Origin of the sequence: Micromonospora sp. RTGN7 (assembly GCF_033804645.1) — a bacterium.
Lineage (GTDB): Bacteria > Actinomycetota > Actinomycetes > Mycobacteriales > Micromonosporaceae > Micromonospora.
Genome location: NZ_JAPZLF010000019.1, coordinates 91782 through 115828, shown reverse-complemented (window position 1 = coordinate 115828; position 24047 = coordinate 91782). Strand labels below are relative to the sequence as shown.

Below are 24047 nucleotides of genomic sequence, written 5' to 3'. Positions count from 1 at the left end.
GGAATCCATCCATGGCGGTGGAGGCGTTCCCTTTTCTCATGCCGGGCGCCCGGACCCACGCTCGGTGGCGGGCACCGCCCGCCACGCGTCGGGGCCGGACCCGGAGTGCGGCGGCGCCGCGCAGATCACGTACTCCGCCGGCGCCGCCACCCCGGTCCTGCCGGGCAGCAGGTCGAGCACGCGCTCGTGCAGAGCTTGCGGGGAGACCGCCGGGCCGACGACGTACGCCGTCAGCTCCCCGGCGTCGGACGGGCCGGCGGGCGGGTGGGCGAAGACGGCCGTCTCGGCGCCGCCCGCGGCCTGCCGTACCAGCTCCGCCACGTCGTCCGGGCGCACCCAGCCGGCCGGCGTGCGCACCCAGTCGGGCCCCCGCCGGGCGGGGGCCAGGCCGATCCGGGCGGCGACCTCGGAGACGCGGACCTCACCGGTGACCGCGTCGCAGAGCAGCGTCTCGATCCCCCGCACGATCGTCTCGCCGAGCGGTCCCGGCAGGTACGCCGTGTCCACCAGCAGCCCGAGGCGGCACAGGCCGTCGCCCTGGTTGCTGGCGGCGACCATGAACTTCATGTCGCTCTTGGAGAGCGGATCCAGCCGCGAGTAGCGGGAGTGGCGACGGAGCTCGGCGAGCCGCGTCGGCCCCGGATCGGGGTTGGTCGGGGCCCAGTCGCTGCCCCGGTGTCCGTTGTTGAAGTAGGTGGAGAGGTCGAACGACACGCCCCGCCGCCGGCGCGTCTCCTCGACCACCCTCCGGACGGCGGCGGGGTCGCACTCTGCGCGGCGGTAGGCGTCGAACGCGGGGCGGTGCAGCTGCCGGATGGCGGTGAGCAGGTCGACGTCGGGGACGGTGAACGTCAGCAGGGCGTTCAGCGTGTTGAGGGCGATCAGGTCGCGGCTTCGCCGGTCGAGGCGGTTGCCGACGATCACCTTGATCGCGGCGGTGTCGTGGCCGTTGTAGGCGGTCAGGATGATCGTGGTCAGGCAGAGCAGCACGGTCGAGAACGACGTGCGGGTGCGGGCGGCCAGCGCGGCCGCCGCCACCGTGACCGCCGCCGAGTCCAGCAGGTGCCGCTCGATGGGCTGGTCGCCGGTCTGCGCGCGAGGCAGGTCGAACATCGAGGCCGGCGCGGCCGACAGCGCCTGCTCCCAGTGCCGCAGCCCCAGTTGGCTCTGCTGCCGGCCGGCCGCCGACTGTTGGAAGGCGGCCTGCTCCAGCGGCTGCGGGGTGCCACCGTCGGACGCCGGGACGCCCGGTTGCGGCGCGCGTTCGGCGACGGCGGTGAGCTGGCCGAGCAGGAGGTCGCGCAGGGTCTGGAACGACCAGCCGTCGAACGCCAGATGCGACCCGACGAGCGCGACGGCGGTGACTCGGCGGTCCCGGTCGACCACGCAGCCGACCCGCAACGGCCACTCGGACTCGTGGTCGAACGCGGTCTCGGCCAGCCGGGCGGTCAGTTCGTCGCCGGCGCGAACCGGGTCGGCGCGGTCGTCGGCCACCGTGACGGCGTAGGACCCCGACTTGACGACCCATTGCTGCGGCTGGCCCGCCCGTTCCAGGTAGCGGGTCCGCAACGTCTGGTGCGTCTCGACCAGGTCCCGCAGCGCCGCGAGCAGCCGGGCCTGCTCCACCGGCTCGGGCAGCGGAAGCGTCAGCGGGATGTTGAACTGGTTCGCCTCCTTGCCGAACCACTGCATCGGACCCCACATCACGCTCTGGGCCCAGGTCAGCGGCCCGACCGCGTCCTCGCCCGCGCAGAACGGCAGGCCGACCGGGGCGGGGAGCACCGCGTCGCCGATGGTCGTGTCACTCACTCGGGTTCTCCAACTTCTCTCCGGCCACGGGCGGAGGGGACTTCGGGGTCAGGCGCAACGGCAGGTGGTCGAGCCCCCGGAACGCCGGGCTGGGGATCTTCACCAGCTCGCCGATGAGCGCGATGTCGTCGGTGCGTTCGATGAGCATCCGCAGGAACGTGGCCGCCTGCAGGCGGGCCAGGTGCATGCCGACGCAGGTGTGGATGCCCGCCCCGAAGCCCAGGTGGCCGTCGGTCCGCCGGTTGATCCGGTACACGTCGGGGTCGGGGAACTTGCGCGGGTCGCGGTTCGCCGCCGCGAACGACAGCTCGACCCGGGCGTCCCTCGGGATGGTGGTGTTGCCGACGACGACGTCGGTCGTGGCGGTGCGGAAGACGTTCTGGACGGGCGGGTAGAAGCGGGCGGTCTCCTCGATCGTCGGCACGACGAGGTCGGGCCGCCGGCGGACCAGGCGGAACTGGTCGGGGTGGTTCAGCAGGGCGTCCAGCATGTTGCCCAGGAAGTGCGTCATCGTCTCCTGGCCGCCGACGAGCAGGGTGAGGCAGAGCCAGAGGATCTCGTTCTCGGTCACCCGGCCCCGCCCGGCGGCGGCGAACAGCTTCGAGACCACGTCGTCGCGCGGCGGCTGCGCCCGGCGTTCCTGGAGCAGGTTGCCCAGGAAGCCGGACAGTCCGGCGACCGAGGAGAGGGCGGACTTGGCGGCCTGCAACCGGAGCGCGTTCTCGTCGGGGTCGTCCGGCGCGGATTCGCCGACCTTCGCGTTGGCGATGAAGCTCTCCAGCACCCCGGCGGTGAGCTTGAGCTTGGCGAGGTTGTCGCTGGGCACCCCGACGATCGTGGTCACGACCTTCACGGGCAGCAGGATGATCGCCTGCTGGACGAGGTCGATGTCGCCCGTGGCGACCGCCTCGTCGAGCAGTTCGCCACAGACCTTCTCGATGAACGGGCGCCAGAACTGCACTCCCCGGGGTGAGAAGTCGTGCCTGATCAGCCCGCGCATCCGGGTGTGGTCCGGTTGGTCGAGCCCGAAGAGCACGGGCAGCGTCGAGCGGTGGTAGGCGATCCCCTCGGCGGAGGAGAGGCTGGCGTGGTCCTTCGCCGCCGCGCGGACGTGGTCGTACCGGATGACCAGCCACATGTCGCGGTCCGCGAGGTACAGCGGCTCCTCGGCGCGCAGCAGTTCGGCGTACGCGGGGTAGGGGTTGTCCATGGCGCTCGGGGAGAAGGGGTCGAACTCTTCGGTGTGCGTCGCGCTGGTCACTGCCGTCTCCTCCGGGGTTCGCTGTTTGCGCTGGGCCGTACGTGCTCTCCGGTCCGGGTCACCGGTACGCCCCGGCCTGCAGCTCGAACATCTCCGCGTAGAGGCCGCCGGCCCCGACCAGGTCCGCGTGGGTGCCGATCTCGGCGACCCGGCCGTCGGCGAGCACCACGATCAGGTCCGCGAGCTGGACCGTGGAGAACCGGTGTGACACGAAGACGCTGACCGCTCCGGTGTCGGCGGCGACCCGGCCGGCCTGGAGCCGGTAACGCTCGAACATGGTGTGCTCGGCCTCGGCGTCGAGGGCGGCGGCGGGTTCGTCGAGGACGACCAGCAGCGGGGCGTCGCGCATGAACGCCCGGCCGAGCGCGAGTTTCTGCCACTGGCCGCCGGAGAGTTCAGCCCCGTCGGCGTAGCTGGTGCCGAGCTGGGTGTCCAGGCCCGCTTCGAGCTCTCCGACGAGATCGCCGGCCCCGGCGCGGTCCAGCGCGGTACGCACTGCGGGTTCGTCGTCCAGCCGGGGCAGGTCGCCGAGGCCCACGGTCTGGCCGGCGGGCAGTTCGAACCGTACGAAATCCTGGAAGCCGGCGGCGATCCGCGCCCGCCACCCCGGCAGCGACAGCTCGCCCAGGTCGACGCCGTCGACGAGGATCCGGCCGGCCGTCGGGCGGAGCAGGCCGCACACGAGCTTGACCAGGGTGGTCTTTCCGGCGCCGTTGTCGCCGACGACGGCGACCGTCGCGCCGGCCGGCAGGTGCAGGTTGAGGCCGGTGATCACCGGCTGCTCCGCGCCGGGATAGCGCAGCGCGACATCGACCAGCCGGATGCCGTCCCGCAGCTGGGTCGGCGGCGGGGAGGCGGCCGGCCGCGCCTCCTCCCCGGCACCGACCAGCTCGTGGACCTCGTCGAGCCGCTGGTAGACGCTGCGCAGCCGCTGGAGGTTCTGGAGCACACCGACCGCCGCGGCAACCTGCTGGTTGACCTGCGCCGCGATGGTGACGACCAGGATGACGTCGCCCGCGCCACGGCGTCCGGCGACGGCGTCGCGGAGGATGACCAGGACGGCGGCGATGTAGCCAGCCGCGAACGCCAACTGCCCGAGCATCCGTACCAGGCTCGCCGCGGCCTGGGTGCGCCACAGGCGTCGGGTGGTGTCCTGCCAGAGGTCGCGGTGCCGGCGCCGGACCTCCTGCTCCAGGCCGAAGACCCGCAGTTCCCGGCCGGAGGCGGCCCGGGTGGCGAGGCGGAACAGGCCGAGGGCGCGGCGGGTCGACTCGGCGCTGGCCTCCCGCGACCGGTTCACCATCCGCTCCGCCCACCGGCCGGTCAGCAGCGGCGGCACGGCGACCAGCGGCAGCAACAGCAGCGACACGTCGAGGGAGGCCAGGACCGCCGTCGTCAGCGCCATGGCCACGGCCAGGCCGACGCCGGTCAGCACCGCCTGCAGTCCCACCCGCAGTTGCTCGACGTCCTCCTCCAGGATCGCGATCTTGTCGGCGAGCTCGGGCCGCTCGTAGTGCGCCATCGTGGGTGACCCGTTGGTGGCGTCCATCAGGTCCTGGTGCAGGTGCAGGACGTCCAGCTCCGAGAGCTCGAAGTAGGCGATGTGCGCGAAGTGGCCGAGCGTGAGCCCGGAGATCAGCAGGACGGCCACGGCGATCCCGGCGAGGCTCGCGGCGACCGGCCGCCCGGCGTTCGCGGCGTCGAACAGCACCCGCAGCATGATCGCCACCAGGGGCCAGGCCACCGCGCCAGCGACGACCAGCACCAGGGCGGTGCTGGCCTTGCGCCGGTCCTGACCCAGGGAGGCCCGCCACAGGGACCAGGCAGCCGACAGCAGTCCGCGCTTCATCCGGCGCTCCGTTGCGGTCCGGCCGCCGCCGGCGGGCCGACCTCCGGCCGGTCCAGGAACCGCGCCGCCTGTAGTTCAAACAGCCGGGCGTACCGGCCGCCCCGACGTCTCAGCTCGGAGTGCGAGCCCTCCTCGGTGACCTGCCCGTCGGCCAGCACGACGATGTGGTCCGCACGCCGGACGGTGGCGAACCGGTGCGAGATCAGGATCGTGGTCACGCCCGTCGTGGCGGCGATGATCTCGTCGAAGAAACGCGCCTCCGCGCGGACGTCCAAGCTCGCCGTCGGCTCGTCGAGGACCAGCACCGAGGCGCCGTGCCGGATGGCGAACAGCGCCCGGGCGATGGCGAGCCGCTGCCACTGGCCGCCGGACAGGTCCACCCCGCCGCGGAGCTGACCGGACAGCGGGGTGTCCAGTCCCAGCGGCAGCTCGTCGAGCGCGCCCAGGATGCCCGCGGCGTCGGCCGCCGCCCGGATGCCCGTCAGGTCGCCGGCGTGTCCGGCGGCGCCGAGGACGATGTTGTCGGCCGCGCTGGCCTCGTAGCGCAGGTAGTCCTGGAAGATGACGGCGAGGTTCCCGCGCCACTGCGCCGCGGGGATCCCGTCGATGGGCCGCCCGCCGACGGTGACCAGCCCCGAGGTCGGGGTCGCCAGCCTGGTCAGCAGCTTGACGAGGGTGGTCTTCCCGGCGCCGTTGAGCCCCACGATCGCGGTGCATCTCCCCGGCTGCAGGGTGAGGTCGAGGTCGGTGAACACCGGTGCGGACCGGTTCGGGTAGCGGTACGACACCGCCTCGAACCTGATCACCTCGGGCCCGGCCGGACCGCCTGCGGCGCGCGCTGCGGGAGGCTCGCCGGGTGTACGCGGTGCGGGGGCGGCGTTCCCGCCCGGCCGGTCCGCCGGGGCCGACCGGGCGAGCATCCCGGCGCGGAACTCGCCGACCGCCCGGTAGGCATTCATGCCGAACTGGGTCTGTGTGTCGGCCTCGGGATAGAACTCCCCGAGCTGGATCGCCGCGAGAACGGCCTGGACCACCAGGGCCAGCCGGGCGAGGTCGACCTGCCGCTGCCCGCCGGCCTGGCCGAGCGAGGCGAGCAGGGCGACGAGGACCAGCAGCCCGATCGCGGTGTACCCGAAGTAGGGCTTGAGATAGACCCGGCGGCGCTCGGCCCACACGGGGCGCATCCAGTCCAGGTACGCCGACCGGTACTGCTCGCGAAGCCACGGCAGGAGGCCGAAGACCCGGATCTCCTTGGCGGCCTGCCGGCCCGTGGCGACGTTACGGAAGTAGTTCAACCGGCGTACCCGGCCGATGATCGTGCCGTAGATCGCCGCGTACTTGCGCAGGCCACCGCGCTGACCGTGGCGGAACGCCAGGACGGCGACGAGCAGGCCGGCACCCGCGAGCCAGGAGAACACGGCGCCGACGACCGCCGCGTATCCGGCCAGTTGTCCGTAGCGGGCGACCAGGGCCAGCATCCCGGCGCAGGCGGCTCCCGGGCTCTGGATGCCCTGCTCGACCTCGCGGGATGCCTCGCTCAACTGGTCGGTGAGCGCCTGGTCGTCCAGCGGCTCCATGCTGACACTGCTCAACGCGGTGGTCATCAGCTCGTCGGCGACCCACCCGTCGATCCGGCGCTGGACCAGCAGCCCGGTCGTGACCTGTGACTGGGCCAGCAACTGCTGCGCGCTGAGGGCGGCGGCCGCGATGACGAACGCGGTCACCAGCCGCCCGAAGGCGGGCGAGTCGACGCCCTCGCGTACGGCGGCGGGCAGCCGGCCGATGAGCAGGCTCGTCTCGACGATGAAGAGCACCGGCGCGACGGCGAGCAGCACGTTGTTGACCAGGGCGGCGGTCACCGCCGCCCAGCCGGCGTGCGGCAACAGCCGTACGATTCGCCACCGGTCCACGGCGGTGCGTCGGAGCGCACCGAGGGCGGGGGTCTTCTCCGACCCGTCGACGGTCATACCCGTTCCTCGACCTCGGCGGGTCGGTCGGTGCGGTCCCGCAGCCGCTGGAACGCCACCGCAGCCGCGCGTCCCTGGTCGAAGGCCCGGACCGCGTCCAGCCCGGTGGTGTCCCGGGCACCGCCGACGACGTGGTGCCAGACGCCGGCCCGGCGCACCGTCTCCACCAGCCCGTCGTTGGGAAGCTGACCGGCGGCGATCACCACCGTGTCGGCGGGGACCATCCGGGCCTGCCCCCCGGCGTCGGCGAAGTGCACCCCGTCGCGGCTGATGCACAGGTCACGGACGCCCTGCACGAGTGCCACCCGCTGCCGTCGCAGCTCGGCCAGCACCGCCCACCGGGTCGAGCGCCCCAGCCGGTGCCCGAGCCGGCTGCCCCGCTGAAGAATGGTGACCTGCCGGGGCGGGGAGGCCGACCCGCCGTCACCGCCGGGGCTGTCGTGGCTGGCCAGGTGCGCCAGGTCCACGGCGATGCCGCCGCCGCCGAGAACGACGACCCGCTCCCCCAACGCCCCGTCGGCGAAGGCCGACGGGTAGTCGAGCACGTGCGGCAGGTCGACGCCGGGGACGTCCATCCGCCGCGGCACCACCCCGGTGGCGACGACCACCCCGTCGAAGCCGCTCAGCAGGCCCTGGTCGGCCGGGGTGACGGGCCGCCCGGTGTGCACCACGCAGCCGAGCCGGGCCAGCTCCTGCGACAGGTACCGGATGGCTTCGAGGTAGTCGGCCTTGCCCGGCACCCGGCAGGCCAGCCGGAACTGGCCGCCGGGGTCCCGGTCCGCCTCGTAGACGGTCACCCGGTGCCCGGCGAGCGCCAGTTCGTGGGCGGCCTTCAGCCCGGCCGGGCCCGCGCCGACCACGGCGACCGTGCCGGGCGTCGTGCCGGGCGCCAGCGGCTCGTGTTCGCGCCCGACCCGTGGATTGACCATGCAGGACACCGGGCTGTCGACCAGCGAGCGGTCGATGCAGGCCTGGTTGCAGGCGACACAGACGTTCACCGGCTGGCCGAGCCGGGACCGGTCGACCAGGGCCGGGTCGGCGAGGAACGGCCGTGCCATGGACACGAAATCCAGCGGCGTGCCGGCCAGGACGGCCTCGGCCTGCGTCAGCCGGTTGATCCTGTTGCTCGCCAGCACCGGAATCCCACCGACGGCCGCCTTGACCGCCGCCGCCACCGGCACCCAGTGCCCCGGCGGGACCACGGCCTGCACCGTGGGGACGGGAGACTCGTGCCAGCCGACCCCGACGTTCAGGGCGTCGGCGCCGGCGTCGACCAGCGCGCGGGCGTACGACGCCACGGTGTCCCGGCCGGTGCCGCCGTCCATCAGGTCATCGCCGGTCATCCGCATGATGACGGGGAAGTCGGGGCCGACCGCGTCGCGCACCGCCCGCACCACGGCCACCGGAAACCGCATCCGGCGGTCCGGATCGCCGCCCCATTCGTCGTCGCGCCGGTTCGTCAGCGGGGACAGGAACTGGTCGACGAGGTAGCCCTCGGAACCCATGATCTCCACCGCGGCGAAGCCGAGGTCGCGGGCGTGGCCGGCGCCGCGGGCGAAGTCCGCCACCGTACGCCCGACCTCGGCCGGGCTGAGCGGGTGCGGGGTCTGCCGGGAGAACGTGCTGTACACCGCCGACGGCGCGACCGGGCGGGGGCCGTCCGACGCCGGTCTGGCGTACCGGCCGGCGTGGAAGAGCTGGAGGGCAAGCAGGCCCCCGGCCTCGCGCACCTGCGCGGCGACGCGCCGGAGTCGGGCGCGGAACCGCGCGTCGTCGAGCACGCCGTAGCCGGGGCCGCCGGCACCGGCCGGGCTCACTGCCGCGCCCCCGGTGACCATCAGCCCGGCACCGCCCCGCACCCGGGCGAGGTAGAAAGCGGCCAGCGCCCTCCCGTCGTCGTCGTACGCCTCCCAGCCGAGGTGCATGGCACCCATGACGATGCGATGCGGCAGCACCAGGCTGCCGATGCGGCCGGTGCGCAGCACGTTCCCCAGGGCGGTCGTCATGCCAGCGGCGCGCTGAGGTCCTGCATGAACGGCGGCGAGACGATCGACAGGCCGCCGTCGGCGACGATCGTCTGCCCGGTGATGTATTCCGACGCCGGCGACAGCAGGAAGGCGATGACGTCGGCGATCTCCTGGGCGGTGCCCATCCGCCCCTTGGGGATCCGGGGCAGCACGCCGGCCAGCGGCGCCATGCCCGGCACGTCGTAGAAGTACCCCGACGACTCCGTGTCGATGATGCCGCCGTTGACCGCGTTGACGTTGATGCCCTGCCCGCCGAACTCCAGGGCCAGGTAGCGCACCCACGCCTCGATCGCGGCCTTCGCCGCGCCGAGGTTGGCGTAGGTGGGGTAGGCGCGGATGCTGCCGTAGCTGGACAGCGCCACGATCCGGCCGCCGTCGGGCATCAGCCGCACCGCGTGCTGGCAGCCGAGCACGAACGCCCGCTGGTTCATCGCGTACGAGCGGTCCAGGTGATGCTGCCGGAGGTCCAGGATGTTCTTGAACGAGCTGGCCGCCGCGTTGGACACGAAGAAGTCGAGCGTGCCGAACTCCGCCGCCACGACCGCGAACAGCCGGTCGATCTCCTCGGGCTGCTCGACGTCGGCGGCCACGGTGAGCGCCCGCGCGCCGAGTTCCTCGACCTCCTTGCGGACCTGGTCGGCCAGCTCCGCGTTCTTCTTGTAGTTGACCACGACCGAGCAGCCGTCCCGGGCCAGGGTGAGCGCGAGCGCCCGTCCGATGCCACGCGAACTGCCGGTGATCAGTGCGGTCCTGCCGTCGAAGTTCGTCACCGTCGGCCCGCCAGGATCTCTCGTGCGATGACCGTCTTCTGGATCTCGTTGGTGCCTTCCTCGAACCGCTGCGCGCGGGCATCGCGGTAGACCCGCTCGATGGGACTGCCCTCCCAGTAGCCGATGCCGCCGTGCACCTGCAGGGCCTTGTCGGTAACCCGGGTCAGCATGTCGACGGCCACCAGCTTGGCCATCGAGGAGAGCGCGTCCGCGCCGGTCGCGCCCGCCTCCCACTGTCGCGCCGCGTACAGGGTCAGCTGGCGGGCGGCCTCGAGGTCGGCGGCGTTCTCGGCGAGCGCGAACGCGACGGCCTGGCGTGCCGACAGCGGCTTGCCGAAGGTGACCCGGCGGCCCGCGTGGGCGACCGCGAGCTCCTGGGCGCGTCGGGCCAGGCCGACGCAGGTCATCGCGACGCCGATGCGGCTGGGGGTGAGGAATCCGCCCAGCGCGACCGCGAGACCGGCACCCTCCTCGCCGAGACGGTTGGCCACCGGCACCGGGGCCCGGTCGAAGATCAGGTGGGCGTGGTCGGTGCCGCGTACTCCCATGGTGTCGGCCATCGGCTCGATGCGGACGCCCTCGACGTCGCGGTTCACCATCAGGGCGAGGGTGCCGTCCTTGCCGCTGGTGCCGGCGAGCCGGGCGAACAGCAGCCAGTAGTCGCAGCTGACCCCGAAGGTGATCAGGTGTTTCTCGCCGGACAGGAGGTAGGTGTCGCCGTCGCGGACCACGCTGGTACGCAGGTCCGCCCCGGTGCCCGCGGTCGGCTCGGTGAGCGTGAACGCCACCCGCAGGTCGCCGGCGACCTGCGGGAGGACGAACCGCTTGCGCTGCTCGTCGGTGGCGAACTGGTCCATGGCCCGCCAGACGCCGTTGCAGACGTGCACGATCATCCGTAGGGAGGCGTGTGACATCGAGAAGAGCTCGAGCAGTCGCAGGTACTGGCTGAAGGAGAGGCCGGCGCCACCGTGCTCGGCGGGCGCGGCCAGCCGGAGGTAGCCACGGTCCCGAAGGTCGTGCCAGAGTTCCGGCGGAACCGTCCGGGTGCGTTCGATGGCCTCGGCGTACTCCTCTCCGGGCCCACGCACGAACGATTCGACCTCGCAGGCGAGTGTCGCGAACGCCCCGCCGTCGTCCTGGGTCACTGGGTCTCCTCGCTGATGATCATCTTGAGTCGGTCGCGCAGCACGAACTTCTGCACCTTGCCGACGACGTTGCGGGGCAGCTCGGCCACGATCTCCAGCCGCTCGGGCCAGTACTGCTTGGCGACCTTGTGCTCGTCGAGGAACTGCCGCATCCGGGCGAACGTGAACGGCTCACCGCCCACCACGAAGGCGCAGGCCCGCTCGCCGAGGCGGGGGTCGGGCATGGCGACGATCGCGACGTCGCGGACCGCCGGGTGGGTGTGCAACAACTGCTCCACCTCCGCCACCGGGATCTTCTCCCCGCCGCGGTTGATGACGTCCCGCACCCGGCCGGTAACCCGCACGAACCCGGCGTCGTCGATGACCGCCAGGTCACCGCTGCGGTACCAGCCGTCCGGCGTCAACGCCGCCGCCGTCTGATCCGGATCGTCGAGGTATCCGGCGAAGAGGCAGGCACCGGACACCTCGAAGTTGCCCTCTGCGCCGACGGCGAGGACGTTGCCCTCGTCGTCGGTGACCCGGACCCGCACGCCGCGCAACGGGCGGCCGTCCGTGCCCCAGACGCGGGCGGGCTCGTCCGTGGGCGCGGAGAGCGTGCCGAGGCAGGACTCGGTGGAGCCCCACGCGCCACACACCGCCGCACCCAGGATCCGGGTGGCGCGCTCGGCCAGTGCGCGCGGCACCGCGGCGCCGGTGGCGACGAAGACGCGCAGCGCCGGCGCCGGATCACCGCCGTCCTCGACGGCGTCGACCAGGTCGGCGAGAAACGGGGTGGCTGCCTGGACGAAGGTCCCGCCGGTGCGGTGGAGCGTGGCCAGAGCTGCGCGGCCGTTCCAGACCGGCTCCAGCACCACGGTCGCGCCGAGGAGACAACCGACCCACATCCCGTACAGGAATCCCGTCTGGTGCGCCAGCGGCGACGGCACGTACAACCGGTCGGCCGCGGTCAGCCCGAGGTGCCGGGCCTGCATGGCCGCGGCGCGGGTCAGCGTGTCCAGGCGGTGCAGCACACCCTTGGGCTCCCCCGACGTGCCCGAGGTGAAGAGCAACTGGGCGAGGGCGTCCGGCGCGGGCGCCCGGGCGGCCAGGACCGCGAGGTCCGGGCGTTGCCGGGCGACCGCCTCGCCGAACCGCTGCCAACGCACCGGCCCGGTGGCCTCCGGCAGCGGGGCCGCGCCTCCGACGACGAGGACGTGCGCCACGCCGGGGGCGTCGGGCCCGGCCAGCACGGACGCGGTCTCGGCAACGTGGTCACGCCCACGGAACTCGGCGCAGACTACGAACACCCGGGCCCGCGAGCGGCGCAACAGGCCCTCGACCTCCCGCTCGCGGAAGAACGGCATCAGCGGGCAGCACACCGCGCCGATCCGGGTGGTGGCCAGCGTGAGCACGACGAACTCGTGCCAGTTCGGCAGCTGCCAGGCGACCACATCGCCCGCACCCACACCCAGCTCCAGCAGCAACGACGCCGCTTCGTCGGCGCGCCGGTCCAGCTCACGCCAGGTGAGTACGCCGCCGGGGCGGCCCGGCGACTCCGCTTCGATCACGGCGTTCCGGTGGGGACACGAACGGGCGTGCCGGCGTACGAGATCGGGCAGTGGGGAGGCGGCCAGTCGGGCCGGGGACGGCAGCGCCCTCGGGGCGGCCGTGGACCCGACGGGCGCCCGGTCGACGGACATGTTCATCCCGATCGAGTTCATCTGGTCGAGAAACCGCGGGTAGGAGATCCGGTGGGCGTTCGGGTAGGTCAGCCGGCTCTCGCCCGTGGCGCGGGAAGCGGCCACCGCCAGCGCCATCAGCACCCGGTGGTCGTTGAAGGACGACAGGTCGGACTCCCGCAACTGGTCGACCCCCTCGCAGACGAGCGTCTCCCCGTCCAGCCGCACCCGCCCACCCATCCGGTTGAGTTGCAGCATCGCCGTCACCCGGTCGGACTCCTTGAGCCGTACGTGCGCCACGTTCTCCAGCACCGTCGTGCCACGGGCGCGGGCGCCCAGCACGCTGAGCACCGGCAGCATGTCCGGCACCGCCCGGCAGTCCACCCGGACCGGTTCCAGCCGCGCACCGTCGTGCCGTACCCGGACCCAGCCGGTCGCCGGGTCGCGCAGCAGCGGAAGACCCATCTGCCGCAGCAGCTCCAGCAGTTCAGCCTCGGGGTGGTCCACCTCGCCCGGGCCGGCCGCCGGCAGCCCCCGGAAGAGGACGTCGGAGGGATGCAGGGCCGCAGCCGCCAGGCCGAAAGCTGCGGCGCCGACGTCCGGCGGCAGGTGGACCACCGCAGGCGTCGGCCGCTGCCCGGGGTCGATCTCGAACCGCCGCCCGTCCGCGCGTACCGCCACGTGCAGGCCGAACTGCCGCATCATCGCGATGGTCAGGTCGACGTAGGAGCGTTCGTTGAACGGGCCGACGACGTCGACCACGGTCGGGCCCGTCGCGAACGGGCTGACCAGCAGCAGGCTGGAGATCCACTGCGAGAGGGTGCCGGGGATCTCCACCCGGCCCCCGGTCGGCGGACGGGCGGGGATCCGGATCGGCAGGAGCCCGTCCGAGGACGAGATCTGCACGCCGATGCCGGCCAGCGCGTCAAGCAGCGGGCGGATGGGCCGGCGCCGGAAGTACTTCTGGCCGGTGATGGTGACCGGTGCGTCGGCCAGCGCAGCCAGCCCGGACAGGAAGTAGAGGGTGGTGCCGGAGCTGCCGACCGAGACCTCCGGGCGGACCGGCTGGTAGCGGCCACCACGCACCACGAACGTGTCCCCGTCGACGGTGACGGAGGTGCCGAGGCCACGCAGGGCGCTGATGGTGTGCCGCACATGGCCGGCGCCGCAGGCGCCGTGGATACGGCTCGTTCCGTCCACCAGTGACGCCAGCATCAGCGCACGGTGAGCGTGGTACTTCGATGCCGGAATGTCGAGTTCCCCCGCGAGGGGCTCGCTCATCCCCTTGACGACAAGACGCACGTTCGTTCCCCCAGTGGTGTCAGACGGTCGCGGTGCGGCCGGGCGACGGCGTCGCCGCAGGGGGTACGCCGACTCCGCCGAACACCGCGTGCATCCCGCCGTCCGCGTGGACCACCTGCCCGGTGGTCTGCCGGGACAGGTCCGACAGCAGGAAGAGGACCGCACCGACGACCCGCGCCGGATCGGTCCGGTCCCAGCCCAGCGGCGCCCACCGCTCGTACTGCTCGGCCAGCTCGGAGAAGGTGCCCACCCCACGCGCCGACACCGTCTCGACCGGGCCCGCGGCGACCAGGTTGACCCTGATTCCCGCCGGCCCGAGGTGCAGCGCCAGGTACCGGGAGATCGCCTCCAGCGCCGACTTGTACACGCCCATCCAGCCGTAGCCGGGCAGGGCGCGGGTGGAGTCGACGGTCAGCCCCACCACCGCGCCGCCGCCCGGAGCACCCCGGAGCAGCGGCGCAAGCGCGGTGGTGACCTGCTGGAACGAGTACGACGACACCCGGAAGCCGTCGAGCACGCCGCCGGCCGGCGCGCCGACGAAGCCCGGGCCCAGCGCGTCCGGCGGCGCGGCGGCGATGCTGTGCAGCACGCCGTCGAGCCGTCCCCAGCGGCTCTCGATGTCGGCGGCCAGTGAGGCGACGCTCTGGTCGGACATGACGTCCAGGTCGAGCACCTCGGGGCGGGTCGGCAGCAGGTCGGCCACCTTCCTGGTGATTCGGGCCACCCGCCCGAACGAGGTCAGGATGACCTCGCAGCCTTCCCGTTGGAGCGCAGCCGCCACGTGCCAGGCGATCGACTCGTTGTTGAGGACCCCGGTGACCAGGTAGGTGCGCCCGGCCAGGCTGAGTAACGAGGTCAATGCGACGCGCCCGCGACGATCCGCTCGACGAGCTGCCCGACCGTGACGTCGGCCAGCTCGCTGCGCGGGATCTCCACGTTGAACTCCTTGACCACCATGGCCATGAGGTCGGCGATGTCCAGCGAGTCGATGTCGAGCTTGTCGAACTTGGCTTCCGGGGTGATCGCCTCCTCGTCGACGCCGAGGTCGATCAGCTCGGCGCGGAGCCGCTCCTCGACGACGGACGTGGTGATTTGAGAAGAGGGAGAAGACATGCGGGACACTCCTTCTGTCGGGGCGGGTGCCTACGCGGCCAGCGGCGCGCGGCGGGCGAAGTTGTCGGCATGCAGTTGCGCCCAGTACCACTGGCGCCAGTAGCTCTCCGCCAGGTCCAGCCAGGTCTCCAGCCGGTTCACGTCGTCGAGGAACCGGGTGGAGCTGACCAGGAGCCAGCTGTAGACGCCCTGACTGTCACGGCAGTCCGAGCAGTTGCCGGACGTGCAGCAGAACTGGAGCGTCTTGTAGTCGGCGCCGTAGACCACGAAGCCGTCCAGGACGGGGTTGCCGTTACGGATCCGCTCGGCGTGGTCGGGATGGTCCACGCTGATGCTCGGGCAGACGTCGTACCCGAACTGCCCACCCCAGTGGCTGCGCCCGGTGATGAGCGTCTCGATGAAGTACGGATGACTCACCACCGTGTCCGGGTACTTCTGCTTGATCCGCAGCGCCTCGGAGAGGGTGCGCTGCTCGTTCTCGATCCGCAGCGCGTGGTCGCTGCCGTGCTCGGAGTAGAAGTTGAAGGTGACCTGGTTCCCGTTGTCCTGGATCGCCCGCACCGTCGGCTCGACGTACTGGAGGCCCTCCTCGGACAGCGCGTACACGAAGATCACCCGCGGGTCGTTGCGGTAGTGCCCGAGGGCGGTCTCGAAGAGCCCGGTGAACGACGATCCGTTCGGGCGGTACCCGCGCAGGGAGTCGTCCAGCGGGCCCCCGCCGAAGAGGCTGATCGCCACCGCGACGTTCTCGAACCCCGCCCGCGGCAGCGGTCGGATCCCGTTGGTGGAGATCGTGACGTACGGGAGCCGCTCGACGAACGGCCTGACCCGGGGCAGGACCAGCGTGGGCTCGCCGCCGATCAGGGTCGCCTGGGTGATGCCCCGCGCGACGAGCCGGTCCACGAACTCGGAGATCACCACCGGGTCCGACGTCTCCGGGACCGCCGAGTCGAAGCCCCCTTCGAAGTACCAGCATCCCTTGCACCGGATGTTGCAGGTGGTCGTCAGGTGAACCTCGGACGCGGTGACCCGCAGGCCCATGTCCCGGATGACATGTAGCCGCTCAGCCAGATCGGGGCGGCCCGCCAGCAACGACTGCAGCTTGGCCTTGGCCTCCCGCCGGGACGGCGGCCGTGGATTGATCGCAACAGGGGTGGGCATGACGCGGTCGTCCCTTCCGGTTGTCAGTTCGGTACGACAAGTCCGAGCGCGTGGATTCGGGGCGTGACCGTGTGGAGCCACTTCTCCATCGCCTCGCGGTTGGTGGTCCTCCGCAGGCCGTACCGGACCGCCCGCTTCGAGCGCTCGGAGTCCGGGGTGCCGAAGAGGCCCTGGAACACCGGCCACAACCGGTTCAAGGCCACCTGGAGTTGCTCGCGGCCCTCGTCGGTGACCGCCAGGTTGCGGCACACCCGGGCGCCGTGCGCGATGTGGATCTTTTCGTCCAGGACGATCGTCCGGACGGCGTCGGCCCACGGCTTGTAGCTGCCCTCGGCGAACTCTTTGATCATCAGCAGCGCGCTCTCCTCGCCGATGTAGGAGTAGATCCCGCGCTCGGCCCACGTCGTGCACTCGTGCAGCCGCTTGTCCGAGAAGAGTCGCCGTTCCTCGATCGTCTGCACTTCCATGTAGGTCGTGTCGATGCCGATCTCGGCGAGCACCCGCTTGCCGATCTTGTAATGGTCGTACTCTTCCGCCGCCCGCTCCGCGCACACCTGACGCTCTTCGGCGTTGGGTGCCAGCGGGAGGAACATCATGGTGTAGTCATCGCCGCCGGAGAGCTCGCCCTCCGTATTGATCATTATCTGGCTGACGAGCGCCTTCTGGTAGGCACGCGGCATACGTTTCAGCTCTTCGGGGGTGCGTACCACCACTTCCTCGTCAGCGAGGATCTCGACCGACATGACGCAAACCACCTCCTGTCGACTTCCACACGTCTGTGTGGGCGGAAAGAAAAACGGAGTCGTCCTCCGACCCCGGGACCTGCTCACGTCAGGTGTTCGAGCGCCAGACGCCGCACCTCCGGTCTCTGGATCTTGCCGAGCGGGGTACGAGGAAAGCTGCTCAGGCCCAACTCCTGGAGGGCGACGAACCTGCGCGGCACCTTGACCGCGCTGAGGAACCTCAGCAACGTCGCCCGCCACGCGTCGGCGTCGGCTACGGCGCCGGGCAGCAGGCTGTAGACGAGAACCAGCTCCACACCCGTCACGCCATGCGGCAGCGCGGCGACCACACCGTCCTCGACGCCCTCCAGCTGCGGCACCGCGTTCTCGATCTCGGCGGGATAGACGTTCTCGCCGCTGACGATGACCATGCTGTCGATCCGGTCGACGATGGAGAGCTCCCCACGCTCGTCGAGGTGGCCCAGGTCGCCGCTGCGGACCCAGCCGTCGTCGAGTCGCTGCGCAGTGAGCTCCGGCGCGTTCTCGTAGCGGGTGAAGATGCTCGGCCCGCTCAGCAGGACCTCGCCGTTCTCGCCCGGCGGGACGTCGCGGCCGTCCGGGCCGACGACACGGACCCTGGCGAACGGCACAGGCAGCCCGGCACTCCGGCGCTCCCCCGGCTTGCGGTCGCGTGGCTCGACCGTTGTCAGCGAGGTCATCTCCGTCATGCCGTACACCTGGTGAACGGGAATGCCGAAGGTGTCCTCGAAGCGTTGGATCAACGCCGGGCTGAGGGCCGAGCCGCCGGCGAGGACACCCCTGAGGCGGCTCCCGGCCGGTCGTTGCGGACGGTCCACCAGGTTGGCGAGGTAGGCGTTGACCACCAGCGTCCACGTCGGGTCGTGCCGGTCCACGTAGCTCCAGAACCGCACCAACGCCGTCTCGGAGCGCACGCAGACCGACCGTCCGCCGCTCCACAGCGGGGTCAGCATCGGGAATCCCTGCCCGCCGGCGTGGAACAGCGGAACGACGTTGAGGAAGACGTCCTCGGGCCCCGCGCCGGCCCACTCGCCCATGGCCAGGGAGTTGGCGAGCAGGCTCCGGTGCGACAGCACGACGCCCTTGGGGACCCCCGTCGAGCCGGAGGTGTAGACGATCTCGGCGTCCGACGCACCGCCGGCCGAGATCAGCTCGCCCTGGTACGTCGCGCCCCGCGCGAGAACGTCGGAAAGGACGGCCTCCGCGTCGTCCACGGTTACCCAGCGTGACCCCTGTCCCGCCCGCGCGGCGGCCGACGGGAGCCCGAACACGAGCGCGGGCCCACAGTGGGCGAGCAGCGTGTCCAGCTCGCCCGGCCCTGACCTCGGGTTCAGCGGCACGAACATGCGCTGTGCGGCGATGATGCCGATGAACAGCAGCGCCGCCAGTGAGGAGTTGTGCAGGACCACCGCCACCCGGGCGCCCGGCGGCACCCCGTGCTCGTCGAGGAGGGCGGCGCAGCCCCTCGTGAAGGTCAGGACGTCCGCGAAACTCACCGTTCGCCCCCCGGGCTCGGCTGGAACCAGGTACGGGCGGTCGCCGTACCGGGCCGCTGCGGCCGAGACGAGGTCGAGCAGGTTCGTGGTCACCGCGAGATCGGGCTCGTCCAGCGGGCTAGGCATCTGGTGCGCCACTGAGGGTGGCCCCCCGCACCACGTCGCAGAGGCGGCTCACCGTGGGGGTGTCGAAGATGACGTCGACGACGTCCACGCCGTAGGCCGTCTCGACGCGCGTCACGATCTCCACCGCGCCCACCGAGTCCATGCCCAGCGTGACGAGGTCCTCGTCCGACCCGACCGTGGACCGGTTCAGCACCTCGGCGCAGATGGATGTCATCTGCGTTCTAAGATCGTTGGTGGTCACTGGGCAAATCTCCATGTCAAGTCGTTCCACGGCCACCGCGACCTTGCAGTAGCGAGCGTTTCCGTCGCTCTGGTACTCGTCGGGACCATACCGAGGGCACCAGAAGCTGTCCAGAAGGGACAGCGCCGGAGTTGGCCATCCACAAAGCGCCGAAAAAACGCGCCTGAAATTCGTTGCCGTTTATGTATGATCGGCCGCATGAGGAAGGGCCGGCCGAGGGCCGAGCTGGCTCTCAGTGAGGGAGAGCGGGCTCAGTTGGTACGGGGGGCGCGGGCGGCCCACTCGACACAGGCGTACGCGCTGCGCTGCCGGATCGTGCTGGCCTGCGCCGACGGCATCACGAACGGGGAGGTCGCGGCCCGATTCGGCGTGTCACTACCGACGGTGGGCAAGTGGCGGTCCCGGTTTCTGGCAAGGCGGATGCCCGGGCTCGCCGACGAGCCACGGGCCGGACGGCCGGCAACGATCCGTCAGGACCAGGTGGAGCAGTTGGTCGCCGCCACCTTCGATTCCCCGCCCGAGCGAACGAAGCGCTGGTCCCGGGCGTCGATGGCCACGCACAGCGGCCTGTCCGCCTCGACGGTCGGGCGGATCTGGCGGCGGTTCGACCTTCGCCCGCACCTTCAGGACGGATTCAGACTGATCGCAGATCCGCAGTTCGTGGTGAGGGTCGTCGACGTGGTCGGCCTGTACCAGAACGCGCCGGCGCGGGCGGTGGCGCTCTGCACGGACGAGGGCCCGTGGACCGGAGCCCCCGACAGGTTCCGCCTGGCGCCGCCGACCGAGCCCGACCTGCCGGGCGGGCGCACGCGGGGCCCCGGCACGCGCGGCCCGGTGCCGGCACCCGACACGACCGGCGGGCCCGTGGCCGGCGAACCGGGTCGGCGCAGGCGCACCCACGAGTACCGCGGGTTCCTCCTCGCGATCCACACCGCGGTGCCCGCCGAGTTGGATGTGCACGTCCTCTGCGACAACGTGGACATCCACAGTTCCGCGACGATGCGGAGCTGGCTGGCCCGACATCCCCGCTTCCACATCCATTTCACCCCGGCCGGCCCGTCGTGGATCACACAGACCGAACGCTGGTTCGCCCTTTTCGGGGAGAATATCCCCCACCCCGATTTGGACGCCGCGACAAACTCCCTGGAAACCGACGTTCACGCCTGCTCCGAAAGCCGGTCTCAGCATCCGAAACCCGTCGTATGGAAGAAAAGCGCCGAAGATATTCGCGATTCTCTGGCCAGACATCTTCAACGAATTTCGGGCGCATCCACGCCCACCGGCCTCCGGGAAGGTCTCACCTGATGTCGGGGAGTCCCACTGGGCGGATGCCGCCCCGACGCCCGGCGACGACGAACGCGGCGGGAACCGTGACCGCGGACTGATTGTCGAACTGGGCCTCCAGTGCACCGCGCGACGTTCCGCCGGGCGGGCGGACGCCCGACGATCCGCCGCCTCCACCGCCCGCTCCGACATGTGCAAAATGGGCGAAATATCCTAATAGCACCATTGGCGGCGATACGTGGGAATCTGCCAGGTCACACCCGCTCCCGCCTGGGAGGCGCAGGGTCCATCGTGGGCCTCCGATGGACTTTTGACCCTCGGCCGAACCGTCCGGGTCGGATATTGTTGCGCCGAAAAGGCGAGCCAACCTCGGGTTTCGCTCGCCGTGAACGACTGCAGAAGTACAGGGAGAGCGATCCGTGAAGGTGACCGCGCTGCTTCGACGGTTGACCCAACGCGACACCGGAGCCGCCCGTCCGGAGGCCCGGTCGGCCCGCGGGCGGGGTCGTGTACGGCCCACCGACGTGGGCCTGGCCATGGTACTGGTGATGGCGCTGGCTGCGGCAGGCCTCCTGGAGTTCGCCCCGGCCCGGGCCGACGAGGACCGGTTGGCCGGTAAGCCGGTCCCCGCCGGTGACCTGTCCACCGTCCAGAGCGCCGCGCTCTCCTGCCCCACGCTGACGGCACCGCGCCTGGCCGCACAGGTCATGGCCGCCAGCGGCTTCGACGCCGCCGTCAAGCGAGTCGGCAAGGTCCAGGGCATCGCCGGCCTCGACGACACCACCTGGCGCAGGTGGGAGCCATGGCCGAAGGCCCAGTTCGCCGATCGACGGGCCAACATCATCGCCCTCGCCCACCACACCTGTGAGATGGTCGGTCAACTCCGAGCCGCCGGAATCTCCGGCGACCTGTGGCGCGCTGCCGTCGCCGCCACCCGTGCCGGGCTGCAACCGGTGCTCGACGCCAAGGCGGTGCCGGCCAGCGCCAAGGCCTACGTCGACACCACATCCGGGTACGCCGAGTGGTACGCCCGTCACCCCCAGTTCACCGGTTCGGACGGCGCCGCCGCGTCGCCGGGCGCCCCGCTGGCCGCTGCCGCGTCGCTCGCCAAGCCCCTGCCCGAGGAGTACGTCGACGACGTCGTCCGCGCCGGCCATATCTGCCGCGTCGTCACCCCGGCACGGGTCGCCGCCCAACTCATGGCCGCCTCCAACTTCGACCCGAACCTGCGCTCCGACAACGGCGCCCAGGGCATCGCCCAGTTCCTCCCCGAGATCTGGGCCCAGTACGTGGCCGCGTCGAACGCCCCAGCCGCCTCACCCTGGGACCCCCACACGGCGATCCCCATGCTCGGCACCGTCATGTGCGACCTGTCCGGGCAGCTCTCCGCGCTGACCGCAGGCGACCCCCACACCCTCGCCCTGGCCGCGTTCCAATGGGGGCCCGCCGCCGTCCGCGCAGCAGGCGGCGCACCCCAGGCACCATCACTGCAGAGTGACATCAACCGCACGCTGAGCTACGTGGACTACTACACGAAGGACAAGCGGCTCGGCAGCACGCCCTCGCCGGCCGTCTCGGCCTCGCCTTCGAAGTCACCCTCGCCGTCACCCAGCACGGCGTCCGGCAGCCAGTCGCCCGCCGCCCCGTCGCCCGCCACCCCGGCAGCGCCGGCCGCCCCGCGACCCAACTCGCCTGCCGCGCCGACCGGCTACAACTTCGAATCCGGCACCATGGGCTGGCAGCCCGGCCAGAACGTTGCTCGGGTGGAGCGAGTCACCTCGTTCGCCAACGGTCCGAGAACCTGCTACTCCGGTTCCTGCCTACAGGCCGTCAACGAGTTCATCCCCAGCACCAGCCCGCGAAGCACGTACATCGTGCCCGCGCGGCCGATCGACATGTCCAAGAAGTCCACGTTCAAGGTGCAGTTCAACTGCTGGGGCGGGGTCCAGGGCGCGACCAGCTATCGCGCGATCGTCGCGCTGACCGGTAGCGACGGCAGCCGGGTGATCATGACCTCCTACCCCCAACCCAACACCTGGACGACCCTCTCGGTAGGCCTGACCAACTGGTCCTCGGTGTCATCGGTAAGCCGAATCGAGGTCACCTTCCAGGCGGTCGGCACCACCTACCCCAACTGGGCCGGGCATTTCCAGCTCGACAACGCCACGTGGGGCTAGGAATCAGAGGTCGCAATGTCAAACCCAGACCTACGCCAAGGACCAACGGTGGCTGTTGACCAGATGAGTGACGGCACCGGCCGCCGGTACGGCACGGTGACCGCGGCGGTGGCGGGTCTCGTCGCGGTCATGACGGGGCTGCTGCTGGCCGGCCTCCCCGCCGGCGCGGCGCCCCTGGGCAGCGCCGAGTACCTGAAGTACTACACCGTCACGTCGTCCTACCAGGGCGCCCCGGAGACGCTCGGCGGAATCTCCCAGCGGTTCCTGGGCACCGCGGACCGGTCCGTGGAGATCTTCAGCCTGAACGTCGGCCGCCCGCAGCTCGACGGCGGCAAGCTGAGCGACCCCAAGACCCTGCGCCCCGGCTGGCACCTGGTGCTGCCCTGGGACGCGGTCGGCAGCGGCGTGCAGTACGGCTTGCTGCCCCAGAAGAGCGCGAATCCCGTAGCCTCGGGCTCGGCCCCGGGCTCGGGCACGGGCTCGGCCCCGGGCACGGGCTCGGGCACGGGCTCCGCGCCGGGCTCGGGCACGGGCCCGGCTGCGCCCGGGCAGTCGCCATCGGCGGGCGCACCGACGAACGTCCCGGTGCTTCCCCGTGCCGGCAACCCGGCCGTGGTGCCCAGCTCGGCGCCCAAGCCCACCTACAAGAAGGGCCAGTGTGTCGCTGCGAAGACCTCCAACTCTCCGTCCAACTGGGCGGCACAGCGTCTGACGCCGGATCAGGCCTGGGCGCACAGCAGGGGAAACGGTCAGCTGGTGGCGATCGTGGACTCCGGCGTGGACGGCAGCCTGGAGCAGTTGGCCGGGCACGTGGCCATCGGGGCGGACGTCGTCTCCGGCAGCGGCCGTGGCAACACCGACTGCCTGAGTTCGGGCACAGGTATGGCGGGCATCATCGCGGCCCAGCCCACGAAGGGCAGCCCGCTGTCCGGCATCGCGCCGGACGCCACCGTATTGCCGGTGCGGGTCGTCACCACCAGGCCGAAGGCCAAGGCCGCCGATCAGGCGGCCGGCATCGAGGTCGCCACCTCGGCCGGTGCCACGGTCATCGCACTCGGGTCCTACGTGAACATGGGTGAGGCCGCAGTGGCGAAGGCCATCGCGACAGCCGTCAGCCGGAACATCGTGGTGGTGGTCGGCGCGCCGACTGCGGCCACGCCCGCCGGCCCGGACCTGGCCGATGGTGGCGGCGGGGTGCTCCGGGTCGGCGGTGTCGGAGTGGGCGGCCAGCCGGCCGCCTCCTACCGACCCGGCGCGGTCGATGTCGTCGCGCCGGGCCTGAACGTGACGACCCTCGGAGTGACCGGAACCGGAGTGCTGGCCAGCGACGGCACCTCCTATGCGGTGGCGTTCGCGGCGGCCGAGGCGGCCCTGGTCCGGTCCGCCTACCCGGGCCTCGACGCGGCTCAGATCACCCACCGGGTGAAGGTGACCGCCGACAAGATGTCGGACGCGGTGCCGGACAACCGCTACGGGCACGGAATGATCAATCTCGTCGCCGCTCTCACCCGCGAGTTGCCCGAGGAGCAGCAGGCGGTCGCCCCGGCGGACCGGCGCACGTCTGATTCCACCTCCGGTGCCCGGACCATGGCGCTGATCATCATCGGCGTGATCGGGCTGGGCGCCGCCGGACTACTGGCCTTGCGGGTGCGCCGGCTGATGCGCCCGGACCAGGACGGCCCCGCCAGCAGCTCAGCGGGTGGAACGCCCAACCAGGCAAGCGCCGGGGGCGCGGCACCCCCGGCCGGTCAAGCCGCTGTCGATCCCAACGGGCGCCACCGGGGACCGTCTGCACCGGCAGATCCGACGAAAAGGAGCGCGGCACCCCGGCCGGCGTCCACCGTCAGCGAATAGCGATGTGGATGGCCGTGTCCCTGTTGCCGGGGGCAGGGCCGGGGGG

Annotated in this window: 17 protein-coding genes; 3 read left to right on the top strand and 14 right to left on the bottom strand. The window is 71.7% G+C overall.

Annotation, left to right across the window (positions count from 1 at the left end):
- Nucleotides 1-36: 36 nt before the first annotated feature.
- From SNR22_RS23690 to SNR22_RS23625, 14 genes are all read right to left on the bottom strand, one after another.
- Complete coding sequence (locus tag SNR22_RS23690) at nt 37-1809, bottom strand: condensation domain-containing protein (protein ID WP_320068855.1); 1773 nt, start codon at nt 1807-1809, stop codon at nt 37-39.
- Complete coding sequence (locus SNR22_RS23685; RefSeq protein WP_320068854.1) at nt 1802-3070, bottom strand: cytochrome P450; 1269 nt, start codon at nt 3068-3070, stop codon at nt 1802-1804. The genes SNR22_RS23690 and SNR22_RS23685 overlap by 8 nt, the downstream gene beginning before the upstream one ends.
- Nucleotides 3071-3128: 58 nt before the next feature.
- Nucleotides 3129-4919, bottom strand: a complete 1791-nt coding sequence (locus SNR22_RS23680) for an ABC transporter ATP-binding protein (protein ID WP_320068853.1) — start codon at nt 4917-4919, stop codon at nt 3129-3131.
- Nucleotides 4916-6886 (bottom strand): ATP-binding cassette domain-containing protein, encoded by a 1971-nt coding sequence (locus SNR22_RS23675; RefSeq protein ID WP_320068852.1) that lies wholly within the window; start codon nt 6884-6886, stop codon nt 4916-4918. Before SNR22_RS23675 ends, SNR22_RS23680 begins: the two co-directional genes overlap by 4 nt.
- Nucleotides 6883-8892, bottom strand: coding sequence for an FAD-dependent oxidoreductase (locus SNR22_RS23670; RefSeq protein ID WP_320068851.1), 2010 nt, complete (start codon nt 8890-8892; stop codon nt 6883-6885). Before SNR22_RS23670 ends, SNR22_RS23675 begins: the two co-directional genes overlap by 4 nt.
- Entirely contained in the window at nt 8889-9683 is a 795-nt protein-coding gene (locus SNR22_RS23665; RefSeq protein ID WP_320068850.1) for an SDR family oxidoreductase, read from the bottom strand. Before SNR22_RS23665 ends, SNR22_RS23670 begins: the two co-directional genes overlap by 4 nt.
- The gene (locus SNR22_RS23660) at nt 9680-10828 is read right to left on the bottom strand and encodes an acyl-CoA dehydrogenase family protein (protein WP_320068849.1); all 1149 of its coding nucleotides are present in this window, start codon (nt 10826-10828) and stop codon (nt 9680-9682) included. The genes SNR22_RS23665 and SNR22_RS23660 overlap by 4 nt, the downstream gene beginning before the upstream one ends.
- Nucleotides 10825-13767, bottom strand: a complete 2943-nt coding sequence (gene aroA, locus SNR22_RS23655) for a 3-phosphoshikimate 1-carboxyvinyltransferase (RefSeq protein WP_320068848.1) — start codon at nt 13765-13767, stop codon at nt 10825-10827. Before aroA ends, SNR22_RS23660 begins: the two co-directional genes overlap by 4 nt.
- A 40-nt stretch (nt 13768-13807) precedes the next feature.
- Complete coding sequence (locus SNR22_RS23650) at nt 13808-14647, bottom strand: SDR family oxidoreductase (protein WP_320068847.1); 840 nt, start codon at nt 14645-14647, stop codon at nt 13808-13810.
- On the bottom strand, nt 14644-14901 hold the full coding sequence (locus SNR22_RS23645; RefSeq protein WP_320068846.1) for an acyl carrier protein: 258 nt from the start codon (nt 14899-14901) through the stop codon (nt 14644-14646). The genes SNR22_RS23650 and SNR22_RS23645 overlap by 4 nt, the downstream gene beginning before the upstream one ends.
- A gap of 30 nt (nt 14902-14931) precedes the next feature.
- Nucleotides 14932-16062, bottom strand: coding sequence for a radical SAM protein (locus tag SNR22_RS23640; protein WP_320068845.1), 1131 nt, complete (start codon nt 16060-16062; stop codon nt 14932-14934).
- A 23-nt stretch (nt 16063-16085) separates the two neighbouring features.
- The gene (locus tag SNR22_RS23635; RefSeq protein ID WP_320068844.1) at nt 16086-16805 is read right to left on the bottom strand and encodes a Phenylacetic acid catabolic protein; all 720 of its coding nucleotides are present in this window, start codon (nt 16803-16805) and stop codon (nt 16086-16088) included.
- A gap of 83 nt (nt 16806-16888) precedes the next feature.
- Nucleotides 16889-18445: a class I adenylate-forming enzyme family protein gene (locus tag SNR22_RS23630; RefSeq protein ID WP_320068843.1), complete on the bottom strand. Its 1557-nt coding sequence runs from the start codon at nt 18443-18445 to the stop codon at nt 16889-16891.
- Complete coding sequence (locus tag SNR22_RS23625; RefSeq protein ID WP_320068842.1) at nt 18438-18686, bottom strand: acyl carrier protein; 249 nt, start codon at nt 18684-18686, stop codon at nt 18438-18440. Before SNR22_RS23625 ends, SNR22_RS23630 begins: the two co-directional genes overlap by 8 nt.
- Nucleotides 18687-18884: 198 nt before the next feature.
- Between SNR22_RS23625 and SNR22_RS23620 the strand changes: the two genes are divergently transcribed.
- From SNR22_RS23620 to SNR22_RS23610, 3 genes are all read left to right on the top strand, one after another.
- Nucleotides 18885-19991, top strand: a complete 1107-nt coding sequence (locus SNR22_RS23620; protein WP_320068841.1) for an IS630 family transposase — start codon at nt 18885-18887, stop codon at nt 19989-19991.
- Nucleotides 19992-20389: 398 nt separating this feature from the next.
- Entirely contained in the window at nt 20390-22147 is a 1758-nt protein-coding gene (locus SNR22_RS23615; RefSeq protein ID WP_320068840.1) for a hypothetical protein, read from the top strand.
- Between the two features lie 48 nt (nt 22148-22195).
- A complete protein-coding gene (locus SNR22_RS23610) occupies nt 22196-24001 on the top strand; it encodes a S8 family serine peptidase (RefSeq protein ID WP_320068839.1) in 1806 nt (601 codons plus the stop codon).
- Nucleotides 24002-24047: the final 46 nt, after the last annotated feature.